The organism is Mesorhizobium sp. M0029 (assembly GCF_040323735.1).
Lineage (GTDB): Bacteria > Pseudomonadota > Alphaproteobacteria > Rhizobiales > Rhizobiaceae > Mesorhizobium.
This window is the reverse complement of sequence record NZ_JAMYVF010000001.1, coordinates 547,859-561,196: the sequence shown is the minus strand read 5'-3', so window position 1 is coordinate 561,196 and position 13,338 is coordinate 547,859. Positions and strand designations below refer to the sequence as shown.

Annotated in this window: 11 protein-coding genes; 2 read left to right on the top strand and 9 right to left on the bottom strand. The window is 58.6% G+C overall.

Going from position 1 to position 13,338, the window contains the following annotated elements; all coding sequences use genetic code 11:
• Nucleotides 1–40 precede the first annotated feature (40 nt).
• The 8 genes from NKJ76_RS02745 to NKJ76_RS02710 all read right to left on the bottom strand — a co-directional run bounded on the left by NKJ76_RS02745 (nt 41) and on the right by NKJ76_RS02710 (nt 9,242).
• Nucleotides 41–1,753, bottom strand: coding sequence for a type I secretion system permease/ATPase (locus NKJ76_RS02745; protein ID WP_023681048.1), 1,713 nt, complete (start codon nt 1,751–1,753; stop codon nt 41–43).
• A 332-nt stretch (nt 1,754–2,085) separates the two neighbouring features.
• Nucleotides 2,086–3,000, bottom strand: a complete 915-nt coding sequence (locus NKJ76_RS02740) for a class I SAM-dependent methyltransferase (protein WP_023706596.1) — start codon at nt 2,998–3,000, stop codon at nt 2,086–2,088.
• A gap of 72 nt (nt 3,001–3,072) precedes the next feature.
• Complete coding sequence (locus NKJ76_RS02735) at nt 3,073–4,332, bottom strand: polysaccharide biosynthesis/export family protein (protein ID WP_023691487.1); 1,260 nt, start codon at nt 4,330–4,332, stop codon at nt 3,073–3,075.
• On the bottom strand, nt 4,319–5,596 hold the full coding sequence (locus NKJ76_RS02730; protein WP_023739597.1) for a hypothetical protein: 1,278 nt from the start codon (nt 5,594–5,596) through the stop codon (nt 4,319–4,321). The genes NKJ76_RS02735 and NKJ76_RS02730 overlap by 14 nt, the downstream gene beginning before the upstream one ends.
• The gene (locus NKJ76_RS02725; protein WP_352536732.1) at nt 5,593–6,597 is read right to left on the bottom strand and encodes an SDR family NAD(P)-dependent oxidoreductase; all 1,005 of its coding nucleotides are present in this window, start codon (nt 6,595–6,597) and stop codon (nt 5,593–5,595) included. The genes NKJ76_RS02730 and NKJ76_RS02725 overlap by 4 nt, the downstream gene beginning before the upstream one ends.
• Before the next feature lie 44 nt (nt 6,598–6,641).
• Nucleotides 6,642–7,316: a sugar transferase gene (locus tag NKJ76_RS02720; RefSeq protein WP_023681043.1), complete on the bottom strand. Its 675-nt coding sequence runs from the start codon at nt 7,314–7,316 to the stop codon at nt 6,642–6,644.
• Nucleotides 7,313–8,464 (bottom strand): DegT/DnrJ/EryC1/StrS family aminotransferase, encoded by a 1,152-nt coding sequence (locus tag NKJ76_RS02715; RefSeq protein WP_352536731.1) that lies wholly within the window; start codon nt 8,462–8,464, stop codon nt 7,313–7,315. Before NKJ76_RS02715 ends, NKJ76_RS02720 begins: the two co-directional genes overlap by 4 nt.
• 49 nt (nt 8,465–8,513) lie before the next feature.
• The gene (locus NKJ76_RS02710; protein WP_352536730.1) at nt 8,514–9,242 is read right to left on the bottom strand and encodes a nucleotidyltransferase family protein; all 729 of its coding nucleotides are present in this window, start codon (nt 9,240–9,242) and stop codon (nt 8,514–8,516) included.
• 620 nt (nt 9,243–9,862) lie between these two features.
• Here NKJ76_RS02710 and NKJ76_RS02705 point away from each other — a divergent pair.
• Nucleotides 9,863–10,540, top strand: coding sequence for a LuxR C-terminal-related transcriptional regulator (locus tag NKJ76_RS02705; protein WP_023681040.1), 678 nt, complete (start codon nt 9,863–9,865; stop codon nt 10,538–10,540).
• Nucleotides 10,541–10,641: 101 nt separating this feature from the next.
• Here the strand turns inward: NKJ76_RS02705 and NKJ76_RS02700 are convergent, their stop codons facing one another.
• Nucleotides 10,642–12,360 carry a sensor histidine kinase gene (locus tag NKJ76_RS02700; RefSeq protein ID WP_352536729.1) on the bottom strand — a complete coding sequence of 573 codons (1,719 nt, stop codon included), beginning with the start codon at nt 12,358–12,360 and terminating at the stop codon, nt 10,642–10,644.
• Between the two features lie 193 nt (nt 12,361–12,553).
• Here NKJ76_RS02700 and NKJ76_RS02695 point away from each other — a divergent pair, with 193 nt between their 5' ends.
• Nucleotides 12,554–13,291: a helix-turn-helix transcriptional regulator gene (locus NKJ76_RS02695; RefSeq protein ID WP_352536728.1), complete on the top strand. Its 738-nt coding sequence runs from the start codon at nt 12,554–12,556 to the stop codon at nt 13,289–13,291.
• Nucleotides 13,292–13,338: the final 47 nt, after the last annotated feature.

Below are 13,338 nucleotides of genomic sequence, written 5' to 3'. Positions count from 1 at the left end.
GCCGATGGAGCCATCGTCGCCTCAGACAAAAAAATATTCCTCATGCGTGACCGCTCACCCCTTTGTGCATCGCGACGGCCGCTGCCGGGCGTTCAACAGGCGCAGCAAAGGGGCGGATGACGTTGGCCAGGACCTCCTCGCGTGAGCCGAAGGCGTGAAGCATCCCATTGGACATTACGAGTACCCTGTCGATGTTGGTAAGGGCAGAAGGACGGTGCGCAACTACGATGACGATGCCTCCACGTCTGCGCACTGCCAGGATCGCGCCGGCCAAGGCGGTATCGCCATCGACGTCCAGATTTGAATTCGGCTCGTCCAGAACGACGAGAAACGGATCGCCGTAAAGTGCCCTGGCAAGCCCTACGAGTTGCCGCTGTCCAGCCGACAAGGCTGTTCCTCCCTCGCCCATGCGTGTTTGAAAACCGTTCGGCAATCGCAGGATCATTTTGTCGACGCCCGCTGCCTTGGCAGCAGCAAGCACGCCCTTGGCGTCGCCCTTCCCGCCAAATCGCGAAATGTTATCGGCAACCGTTCCATCAAACAGTTCGACGTCCTGGGGCAGGTAGCCAATATGTGCGCCAAGGTGTTCTTGGTCCCATTGGTCAAGCGAGGCGTCGTCCAGCCTCACCGTGCCGCGAAGTGGCTGCCAGACGCCCACCAGCGCGCGCACAAGCGTGCTTTTGCCAGAACCGCTCGGGCCGACAACGGCCATTCCCGTCCCTGCGGCCAGGCGGAAGCTGACATTGGCTACCGTCGGTTTTTGCTGGCCCGGTGGCGCTATAGTCAGGTCCTCGACCGCAAGCTCCGCTTGGGGGCGCGGAAGTTCCATATGTTCGTCCCGGTCAGGAAAAGCGGCCAGGGCCGTTGCCAGTTGCGAATAGCTTTGCCGGAACGCGGCGAAGCCTCGCCAGTTCGCGATAGCGGCGTCAACAGGAGCCAATGAGCGGCCCAGCAAGATGGAGGATGCGATGATCACGCCTGGCGAGGCTTCGCCTCCTATCACCAGGTAGGCACCCAGTCCAAGAACGCAGGACTGCAAGGCCAAACGCAGTGCCCTAGAGAGTGCCCCGGTGGCGCCGACGACGTCGGAAAGCCTCTCTTGGTGCCGCAGATATGCGTTATTGATCTCGCCCCAGCGGTGGGCAAGCCGTGCGGAAAGGCCCATCGCGCGTACGACTTCCGCGTTGCGGCGTCCGGATTCGGCGAGATTGCGTTGCGACACCAGCGTCTCGGACGCGCGTGTCACCGATGTGCGGCCAAGAACTTCCGCCATGACCGTGAGCAGCACGACAATGATCGCACCGCTTGTGGACAACAGACCGAGCGCAGGATGCAGGAAATAGATGATCAGCAGGTAAAATGGAATCCACGGAGCGTCGAATATAACAGTCGGCCCCATTCCGGAAAGGAAGCCGCGTAACTGATCGAGATCACGGAGGGGCTGTATCCGGTTCGCATCCTGCCCGCCAATGAGCGGCAAGGACAGTGAGAGGCCGAACACCCTCTGCTTCAAATTCCTATGGACACGATTGCCCACTCGAACCAGCAGGCGCAGCCGCACGAAATCCAGCAGCCCGTAGACAGCGTAAAGACCCAGCATTCCGATCGTGAACCCGACAAGCGTCGGAACGCTCTGCGAAGGTAAAACGCGATCGTAAATTTGCAGCATATAGACCGAGCCGGTCAGGGCGAGAAGGTTTATGACTGCCGAGAAGACGCCGACGCCTACCAGGCCAGGCACGGTCCCAAGCATTGCGCCTCGCAGATCCGACGAACTCCTTCCACCAGGGTTCATGGGTTTCGACCTCCCGTGAGAGATCGTTGCGCAAGCTCAATGGCCCCACTGGGCACGGACAATCTCTTGCTGTTCAGGAGCGTATCCCCTTAGCCTTCTAATATTACGCCCCACTAACATGATTGGACTTTAGTCAAAATGTAGCAAAATCGTGGCGCTGACCCGAGAAACCCGGAACCCACATATTAAATCGGGGGAAAACTGCCGTTCCACCGTATTTAGACGGGCTTCATGCCGGGCGAGCCACCCAAGAAAACCGCTGCCTGCCGTTTTCGGGGCTTTCTCGGGATTTAGCGCTTCCTCGCAACAACCAGGAAGTGTTGCGCCAGCTGGCCAGGAACGCGAAGCCTTCTGCAGGCCTTCTCGACAGGCTGCATCATCATTTCACAGAACCCTGGCAACAGGTTTCCCGGCCGAGGCAGGTAACCGTACGGTATCGTCTGCTCGACGGTGAATCCCGAGGCAGTCAGGAGGGCCTTGAACCTCGCTGCGCTCAGCGTGTTGCGAATGGTGCGTCGAGACACTCGATTGAGCAGCCGGCACGCCAGGCCGACGGGCGACGTCGCATTCATGTGAACGTTGCACACAAGCCGCCCGCCATCTTTAAGGTGCTCATTGATCGCTTTCAGTGCATGCCATTTCAGTTCATCCTCTGCGTTCAGGAAAAAACGAAATGCGGTTACCACATCGAACGTCATACCCAACTGCTCCCTTGTCACGTCGACGTGACGCAAACTCACATTGGGCGGTACTTGAGCGCTGTCGAGCATAGTTCTGGAAACGTCGGCGCCAACCACCTCGCTGAAGAGGCCGGCGGCTACCTCGGCGATGCGGCCTGTTCCGCATGCGAAATCAAGGCAGTTTCGGCTCGCTCCGCTCAAGGGGCGAAGAACGTCGAGGATCAGCGGCTTTTCGATGTTCTCCCAAAGCGCGCCATAATAGCCGGAACTGTGCGTTTTGTTGTAATGTAGGCCGTAGCCGGGCGCGCAATGGCTGGTCCTGTAGCCGTCCGACACGAAGCCGCCCTGCGCATTGCTCTCCTTGCTAGACGTAAATTCCTGCCAATTTCCGGACTCACCGGCGCGCGACCTGGACCGCACAATTCGCGCTGACGGCATATGGAAAGCATAACTTGACGACTGCGTCACCTGATCCGCGTTCGTTGAGGGTGTCAGGGTCGCTCCCTGGTTGAAAATGCGCCTCACCTTGGATCTCCGTTCAGTTGGGTTCGCCCCCCCGATAGAACAGTAAGCTCCGCACGGACTGCGGCTGACGCCCTATTGGACTGCCACACTTTGCAGTTCACTGCTGAATCTGGCTTCGACAGTATCCCCCGGCAGCACAATCGCATCTTCGTCAACCAACAGCTTGCGCCATTCATTGCCGATCTTGCGTACGATGGTCACCTGGGCCCGTACCGTTTCGCCGGCAATCGGCAATGGCTGTGTGGATGCTCCGGTCGGCTGCAGCTTCTCGCTGGCGGCATGGAGCCTGGCGGTGACATCCGCCAGCCGGGCGTTGGTGTCCTTCAGATCCGTCAGCAGGCCAATCCTCCTTTGATTGTCGTTGCGTTCGTGCTGTCTGACAAAGTCCTCCTGCTGGCGCCGCGCCCTCATCAGTTCGACCGAGGTTTGAAGCGCGCCGCTTGAAGATAAAAGCAACGCGCGCCTGACATCCGCGAGCCGGGTGTTGGTCAGATTGCCTGCATCGAATGCCTTCGTCACTCGCGCCAAATCTTGCTCATCCGCCTTCACGCTCTCGCCCTCGACTCGTTCGCGTTTCTGCAAAACGCCAATTTGCTCGGCAGCGTCCGTCCGGCCCTTCTCCAGAAAATCCTGCTCTTGCCGGAAATCACTCAGCGCAACCTTCAGCGCCTCTGCTTCAGCCTGTGCCATCGCGGCTACAACGCTCGGCGAAAGAGGTGATCCCTGTGGTGTCTTCTTGTCGAAATCCGCCTGGCCCTGAAGCTCGGCGCGAATGCGGGCAGCGTGAAGGTATTCTTTCGTGTAATCTCCCCAGAGCATTTCGTAATCGCGCTTGAGATCGACCGGATCAGGCCCGGCCTGGCCCGCCCGTGATCGCAAGAAACTGAAGCCGCCGGAAACGGCCAGCGCCTGCCGTACAGTCATGAGCGGACGGTAGGCCTGTTGTCCCGGGGTGAGCACATCGCCCGTTACATAGATCGGGCGATAGTCCGCTATGATCGCTGTGACATCGTCGGGCTCGACAGTAACTGTCTGCTCCCGCCCATCAGTCAGACGCACGTGAAAAATCTTGCTTGGCAAGACCTCTTGCATGCGCCTTTGCAGTTGGGACGCCGTCAGGCCTGCGACCATGATCATTCCAGCCTCCGGAAGGGCGATATTGCCATCCATCTGGACTACGGCGCGCTGCGTCCGATCAGGGATCGGCGCTATTCCTATCTCGACCGTATCGCCAGGTGAGAGTTGATAGGGCTCGACCTCGCCTGCGCAAGCCATCGAGGTTAGCGACATCATCACGACTGCGCCAAGAACGTATCGTCTACTGAAGGTCATTTGCGACAATCTCCTTCCGGTCAAACACCGGCTTCAAAGGCCATTCAACACGACTAACGAAATCGTATACCGGGCCACCGGGCACGCCCCAGTTGCTGGACCAGACCACCTGGGAGCCGTCCGGAGAGGGAGAGGCATGCGTCTCGCTCCAGTAGTCGAAGGGCGCGTTGTGCGTGTCTGCGACACGGCGGACCTCTCCACTGCCGTCTAGACGCAGAGCAATGACTTGCTGAGCGTAAGGCGCCCAATCCGGGTGCTGCGATAGTTCGGCTGGCGTGCCGCCATAACTCAGAAACACCCAGCCGGGCCTGCCGAGCGACCTGAGTGACGCATGCATGGCCTCGCCATATTTCATCAGCGAGGTAGCCTTGCCATCAGCCAAGCGGCGCTTGATCACCTGATATTTGTCAGGATCCGATTTGCTGATCCCGACATAGATTTCGCTTCCGTCGGAATCGACCGTCATGTCGCCATGGCCCGGTCGATGGTGCTCCATCCACTTCTGGCGCAATATGCCGTCGATGGAGAAGACGAAACTCGCTTCGATTCCGTCCGGTAATTGCTGGGAACACACTATGTTGATTCCGAGTGGTGAGATCGAGCAGGAGCCGGTCGTTCCCGGGAATTCGGCAAGATCGATATCCGGGAATTTCCGCCGTTGCTTGAGATCGTAGCCAAAAACCACCGCTCGGCCGTCATTGTTCGTTGCACGCACCGCAATCCGGCTGCCGTCGCGGCTCGGATTGCCTTTGTTGGGTCCAAATTTGAGGTTGGAGTACGCTCCGGAGGCGAACACGACGTCCTCATGATCGGTACGTGGGGCCCATGTCGCAATCTGCCGGCCCCCGACACAGATCATCAACTCGGGATCAGTGGGATGCCATTCGCATTCGGTCGCGCGGTTGCGGTGGAACAAAGGCAAGTAGGTTTGTCCGTCGAGAAAGCACAGGCCACCGCAGCCATTGGCGATCAGGAGCAGGCTCTGGTCGGCATTCCAAGCCTGTGCGCTTGAGTAACGGTGGGTGCAGTACTTCTTCCCGCATACACCCGCCCGGCCGAGAACGCCCGGTCTGGTGATCCGTGCGAAAACCATGCGAGACCAAGGATCCCTTGTTTGGCGCACATGGCCCGGCAGGTTGTCCACAACCGCGGTGGCCGCCGCCTCCGCTGCCTTGCTTTGACGGCCACCGGCAACGTAGATGTTGGGAGATATGGCACCGGCAGCCAGCAACAGCGCCAACGCATGACGGCCGCCCAGGGTCATGTCATGTAACCCACTTCGCGCCGTACCCGGCCTTCACTAAGGCGCTCGCGCCACCACGTGATTGTTCGCTCCAGCCCATCGCGCAGGCTGGTCTGTGTCCGCCATCCAGTCTCGCGTTCAAAGCGCGAGGAGTCGGCGAGCAAGGCGCGAACTTCGGAATTTTGCGGCCTCAGGCGCCTTTCATCACGACGGACCGGCTTTTTGCAATCGGTCAACTCAAGAACAATGGCCAATACGTCCGAGACGGTCGCAGCGCGTTGGCTGCCAGCGTTGTAGGCGTGGCCGAACTCGAGCTGGGCGAGACCTGCGGTCAGGAACGCTGTCGCGGTGTCTTCGACATAGGTCAGGTCGCGGATCGGGCTGGTATCGCCGACCATGATCGCAGGACATTTCGGGTCGAGGACTTGCCGGATAATGGTCGGCACGATGGCGCGCTCACTCTGGCGCGGGCCATACGTGTTGAAGGGTCGCATGATGACCACAGGGACATCGAACGACCTGGCGTAAGACTCCGCCATCATGTCAGCGCCGATTTTGGATGCCGAATATGGTGACTGTCCCTGCAGGGGGTGTGTTTCGACGATCGGCATGGTTTGGGCAGTTCCGTAGACCTCGCTCGTGGAGGTATGGATCACCCGCTCCGTCTCCCATAGGCGCGCCGCTTCGAGGACGTTCACCGTGCCTAGGATGTTGGTTTCCACATAGGACTGGGCAGCGGCGTAGGAATATGGAATCGCAATAAGCGCCGCCAGATGAAAAACCGCGACTTGGCCGCGCATGATCCGGTTAAGGAACGCACTGTCGCGGACGTCACCACGGACGAGCCTCAACTGGCTGCGGATGGTGTCCGGCAGATCGTCTAGCCATCCATGGCTGTCGAAGGAATTGTAAAGGGCAAGGGCTGTGACATCTGCCCCGTTGCGAACAAGCGCCTCCGTGACATGCGAACCGATGAATCCGTCCGCGCCGGTCACCAGGACTTTCTTTCCATTGTAGCTCATCACTGCGCATTCCCTTGGCTGTTTGGAACGCTTCCCTTGGATATTCAAACGTCGATCGGCGGTACCGGAACCCAACCGACCACTGCCAGCACTCCCCGCACCATCCACGCGAGGTCGGAGACGATGGTGCGTCGCGGATAATATGAGAGGTCCAGTGTTGCCTTGGCGGGGAACATGACTTCCCGGTAGAACACGATCGGATCTACGGATTGGGGGAAGTAATGCGCTTCGTGCCGAAAAACGACCTGGGCTGGTCCCAGCAGGCCTGGCTTGTATTGCAGCACGGCCCTAAGCTCGCCCCGGAAACAATCGGCGAAAGCCAGGCTCTCGGGCCGTGGGCCGACGATCGCCATTTCGCCTTTGAGGACATTCCACAGCTGCGGTAGTTCGTCCAGCTTCGTCGCTGCGAGAAAGCGGCCAACGGTGGTCATGCGTGTATCGCCCACGACCGTCAGCGCAAGGCCTTGAGAGCCGCAGTTCACACCGAATTTGCGAAATTTGTACATGCGGAAGGTTCGGCCGCCGGCCCCGATGCGGGTCTGAGCGAACAAGATCGAGCCACCGCCCTCGAGCAGAAGCGCTCCGGCGATCAGCAGCATCAATGGCGCCAATGCGACGGTAGCGATGCCCGCCACCGCAAGATCGATTGCGCGTCTCGCAAAGCCGTGATCAGGATTCGGAACGAACATCCGGTGAAAGGCAGGGTCTAACGCATTCATGCAGCAGTTCCTCTTTGGGCGCCTGCTTTGAGCGCGCCTGTTTTGAGCGCGGCTGCCAGGGCAGCCACGACTGATTCGGCGGCGGCGGAAGTGATCTGGGGGTGCAGCGGAATTGTGAGCTCTCGCTCAGCGAAATCCTCTGTTCGGGGCAAACTCACGCCGGGAAAGCGCTCGCGGTAGAACGTCATTTGGTGCACCGGCGGGTAGTGGATGGTGGTCTGTATGCCCTGTGTCCGCAGCTCGTCGATGACATCCTGCCGGCTCACGTAGCGCGGCAGGACGATCGGCATGATGTGGTAAGCCGACGTCCGGGGTTCGCTAAATGGAATGACAATGGCTGGGCAACGGTCCGCGATCAGGCGTCGGTACAAGACAGCTATGATACGCCTGATTTCGTTCCACTCTTGCAGGTTCTGCAACTGAACCAGCCCTATTGCCGCTCGCATCTCGTCCATTCGGTAGTTGAACCCGAGCATCGTGACATCATATTGCGGCGTACGACTGTTCAGCCGCTGATGCGTCCCCGTGGTCATTCCGTGCCCGCGGGCCAGGCGAACCCTGTCGAGCAGATCGGGGTCACGTGCAATCACGGCGCCCCCTTCGGCCGTTGTCATGTTCTTGTTGCCATAGAAGCTGAACGCGGCCGCGGCGCCGAAGGTCCCGACTTCCCTAAGCCCGGGCGCGTGCGCAGCGTCCTCGATGATATGCAGCCCGCGAAGCCGGGCGAACCGCTGCCATTGTTCCCGATCGGGGAGATACCCGGCGAAGTGAACGAGAATGACCGCTTTCGTGCGCGTCGTGCACCGCGCTTCGGCTTCCGCAACCGAGATCAACGGCACGTCGACGGACTCGATATCGACGAAGACCGGCGTCGCCCCTACATACAGCACCGCATTCGCCGTCGCCACGAACGTCAGCGAAGGAACCAGTACTTCGTCGCCAGGGCCGATGCCCAAAGCATGGAGGAGAAGATGGAGCGCTGCGGTGCAGGAACCAACCGCAACGCAATCTCGCGCGCCATGCATGCTGGCAAAGGCCTGTTCGAACTCTCGTACCCTGTCCCCCATCGTAAGCCAGCCGCTATCAATCACCTGCGACAGGGCTGCCTTCTCTGGCACGCCTAGGATCGGGGCGCTCACCAAGAGCATCTTGACCTCCTGAAAGCCTTGTTAGTGGCTAGACCTCTGCATCAGACTTTCATGCGGCTGCGGCGGCAGCCGCGACCTCGATTGAGGACGACTGATCTTCCCAGGCAATTGCCTGTGCATTCTGGAAGTCATCGACACGACCGATGTCGAGCCAAAGACCGTCATGCTTGTAAACATGCACGGTCGTGCCGCCCTGCATCATCTGCAGCATCAGGTCATCGAACCCAAATGGGATCCCGGACGGAATGAACCGCAGGACATCTGGGTTCATGCAGTAAATCCCCATGCTGACGAGATGGGAAAGCGTCGGCTTTTCCCGGAAGAGCTGGACGGTATTGTCGATCTCGTCGATGACCCCGAAGTCCATCTTGATATGACGGCACGCCGTGGCAATCGTAACGGGATCCCTATGCAAGCGGTGCGCGGTTACAAACCGGCTCAGGCTTAGATCTGTGAGGACATCGCCGTTCAGAACGACAAATGTTTCGTTCAGTTCATCCCTAATCAGAGAGAGAGGTCCGACGGTGCCGAGTGGCTCCATTTCCTGGGTATATTTGATCTTCAAGTTCCATTGCGATCCGTCGCCGCAGACGCTACGGATCAAATGCCCTAGATACCCTGTCGTAATATACACGTCTTCAATGCCGTTGCGCCGCAGCCACTTCAAAAGCAACTCAAGAACAGGCCGGGCCCCTATCGGCATTAATGGTTTCGGCAGGACCGATGTAAACGGTCGAAGGCGCGTACCCATCCCACCACATTGAATCACCGCTTTCATTCGATCCTCCTGATCTGCAGTTGGCTTTGTTCGGGATCGGTGTTCCATTGTCCGGCCAGGGCATACCCTCAAATCCGGCCAAACCTCGGCGGCAATCCGAACATCATATGTGAAAAGGTATGTGACAGCCGGGGCGGCTGTCGTCGTGCATTCGAATGGTAGGGATTCAAAACGTTCAAGGTATTAGATGGCCACGAGATCAACAGCCGATAGAAGCGCGATTGGGCACTGATCATGACGGCGATAAAACGAAAGCAGTTGCTTTCAAAAAAGCTGCGATCCGCCCGGGCCGGGCCGGCCTACAGGTCCAGCGACAGCGGGTGGCGACATAACAGAAATGGTCCTGAACAGCTGGCTTTGGACCCACAAATGGGGAACCGGCATCGTTTTGCGGACAGGCACCGCACGCCAGGGTTAAAAATCTATGGATGAGCTTCGCAATTTAGTATTATATTAGACGTTCTGGATGTGCGTGGATGGGACGCTGCGGACATCACTGTGATGCGTTGACCAGTGGATGGCCGCCATTTTAGGACCACCACGGATTGTCGATCATAGGCGAATGGGAGGTTCCAGCGGGTTTTCTCGTCGGGAACCGAGTAACGCGTTGGGGTAGTTGCATGGCTCGGATCGTCATTGCCGACGATCACGGCTTATATCGGCGTGGTCTCCGGCTGGCACTCATGGCTGGAATTCCAAGCGCCGAAATATTCGAAGCTTCGTGTTTCGATGCCGCGGTCAATCTTCTAGAGGAGCAGGCGTCCATCGATCTTGCGATCCTCGATCTGAACATGCCTGGGCTGTTCCATCAGGAAGTGCTCAGCGACTTTATGGCTGCCTATCCTGACACTCGCTTTGCGATCGTTTCCGGGGATGATTCCCGCTCGGAGATACTGACCGCGCTTTCGATCGGACTTCACGGGTATATCGTCAAATCGCAGAGCGACGAAGAAGTCGTGCTGGCTGTAAACGAAATCCTCGCTGGCCGGATCTATGTGCCATCTCTCCTATCTCGAACGTCTGCCGACCAGAGATCGCATGCCCCCCCACCTCCGGTACAAAATGCCAGCCGCCGGCACGAGGGCTCGGGCGACGTCGCTAGGCTGACATCTAGACAGAAGGACGTCCTCAAGCTGATGGCAGAGGGGTACTCGAATAAGGAGATTGCCCGCAATCTGGACATTGCCGAGGCGACAACGAAAATCCATGCCGCAGCCGTGCTGCGTGAGCTTGGGGTTAGAAACCGTACCGAAGCAGCTGTGTTGCTCCAAAGCTGGCTGACGAGACAGGCGAGTTGACGTATGCCCCTCGAACCGGCCCGAGTTTGCTTGCAGGAAATCGCAGCAAAGGGCCCACACCATCCGTTAATTGGCCAATTCGGCTTCGACTTGGAGGGGCTCTATTGCAATCCAAATTCCTCAATTTCTTTGCGCGATACACGCAGCGAATATCGAAGGCCATCTTCGGTTATTTCCATATTCGGGGAATGACCGACAAGCGGCGTGCTGTCCACACCGATTATCAGTGACCCGAACCCGCGGCGTACGACTTTTGAACTCTTCCGTCGGCCCGATTCCACCCAATCGAACACGAGGTCGTCACCTTCGTCCTCGGATGCAAATCGCCACTTAACTTCGACCCTGCCATTCGGGTCACCCAGCGCACCATGTTTCACCGAGTTTGTCGTCAACTCGTGAAGGATCATCGCCAAGCCTTCGGCGGCGCCGCTTGGCACAGTGAGGGAAGGTCCACTGATCGTTATGTCGCGTGTCTCCTTGAAGGGCTGCAATTCCCGGTCCACGAGCTCATGGAGCATCCCTGACAGGTTGGCGTGACGAGAAAGGATGCGATGGGTCGCCTCCAGCGTTCGAATCCAATCGATCAACATCTCCTTGTATTTGGCAACGTCATTGTCGGGAATATCGATCATGTTGACCAGAGCTCTGATCACTGGAAACACATTGCTGAACCGATGGCGCTCTTCGCGCATTATGCGCTCGCGTCTCTTTACGGCGGCGCGAAGCAAAGTTGTTTGTCGACGTTCGGTCAGATCCGCCGCCACCCCGATGCGCATTTTGCGGTCGCCGTGCTCTTCCTGCCGTCCACGCAAAGCAATCCAGCGTGTGTGACCATCCACTTGCCGGACACGGATCTCGACGTCATAGTTCAATGCCGATGAAGGCTTTGCCGAGGCGGACAGCTTCGGCCAGTCGACGGGATGGATTACAGCCGAGAGTTCTTCCAAGCCGCGGACTGGGGCCGGAGGCAGACCAAGAATGTCCCAGAACTTGCTCGAGCCGGCGACTGTCCCATCGTCAATGTCTATTTGCCATGTTCCCAGGCGCCCGGCAGACACGGCGAGATCAAGCCATTCCTTCTGAGCCCGAAGGGCCTCGCGTGCCGCTTGTCGCTCGGAAATATCGTCAACCACCACGAATACGCTCTCATTTGGCGCCTCGTCCGGCCGCGACGAAGACAGGGCCAGGTGAGCCCAGAATGCCGTGCCATCCTTGCGCAAAACGCGGATATCCGTCGCAGACGCGGTCCCATTGCCCAAATCTTCCAAAAGTTTCCGCACAGTACCTCGATCGTCGGGGACAATGAGTTCCTGCAACTTGAGTTGGGCAAGTTCCTTGTGCGCGTAGCCGGTCATCTCCAAAAGCCGTCTGTTCGACTGCAGCAGTTCGCCATGGCGATTGGTATTAGCAAAGCCCAAGGCGGCAGCGTCGATGGCAGCGAGCCTCGCTTCTGCCACCCTGAGCGCACCGTGCAGATCTTGTCGCAGGCGGTGGAACACAGCTGCGATCAGGCTACCCGAACCCAGGAGGAAGACGGCCCCGGTCCAGTCTCCACCAGTGAGGTGACCGTCCAGCAGGTGTCGCATCCACAAGCCGGCGACCGCCATCAGAAGCGTTGCTGCGATGGCAACAAAACGGCCCTCAAGATACACGATGACAACGGTTATGGGGATAAACGCAACAAGCGGCAACGGCTGGCCGCCATATACCGTACTTATCGCCTCGAATGCTATCGATGCTGCAAACACCAACAGCGAAGCTAGATGAGCCAACGTAGTGCTCGACACATTCGATTTGAGCCAGCGCAGGTCCGAACCCATGCGCAAAGACTACAACTTTCGGTCTAGTCCGTCGAGACTAGGCCGAAGGGGTGGCACCTAATCCCAATGCCCGATTGCCATGACTTTGCCGGCGAATAAAATCATGTGTCAGGAGCGCTCTTCAGAAAGGTATATCCAAGAGACGCTGCGGAAAAACCATTCGCAGATTTCTCGCAGTATGTGGAAATTCAAGTTGAAGCAGCAACTTCAACCGATTTTATTTGCGTCAGTAGCAATGGGTTGGGTGGAAGCGATGACACTGATTGAAACGCGAAACGATACGCTCGCAGGCAGGCAATACATTGTATTGAACGATACCCGCCACGAACGGCCGATAAGCCTTGTGGACCGACCGGACGCAAGGGTCGGCGGATCTCGACGACGCAGCCTGGAATCCATCACCGGCATGCTTGATCGTATGGGTTGCGGCTATCTCGTCCTGGACCGAGACAAGAAAGTAATAGAATGGAACGCTGCCGCTCGGGACACCCTCGCACGCCAGGGCGAAGCAACTGATACAGCCGTCGAGCTTGCCGCCGGGTTGAGGCGGCTGGTCGCGAATGTTCCGGTCCACCTCCAGCCGGGCTCACTCTCATGGGTAGTGATCCACAGCAGAGGCGACAGGCCGGTGACCATGAACGAGACGGGCGTCGTTACACCGGACGGGACAACCGTCGTCGCATTGCTGGACCGGGATAACAAATCGGCGGCCAACCCTCGCACGTTGCAAAGGATGTTCGGTTTGACCAGCGCGGAAACGCAGTTGGCGCTACGCCTCGCCCATGGCGACGCGCCCCTGGAGATCGCCCGCAGTTGGCATCTCAGTCGCACGACTATCCGCTCTCAGCTTGCCTCACTATTCGCCAAGACCGACACGAGGCGTCAGGCGGAACTAGTGGCTCTTTTGGGGCGCATTTCGGTTTTGCCATGAGAAATCGACTGCTGTCTGCATCCGCTTTGATTCAGACAGCGGCGGCC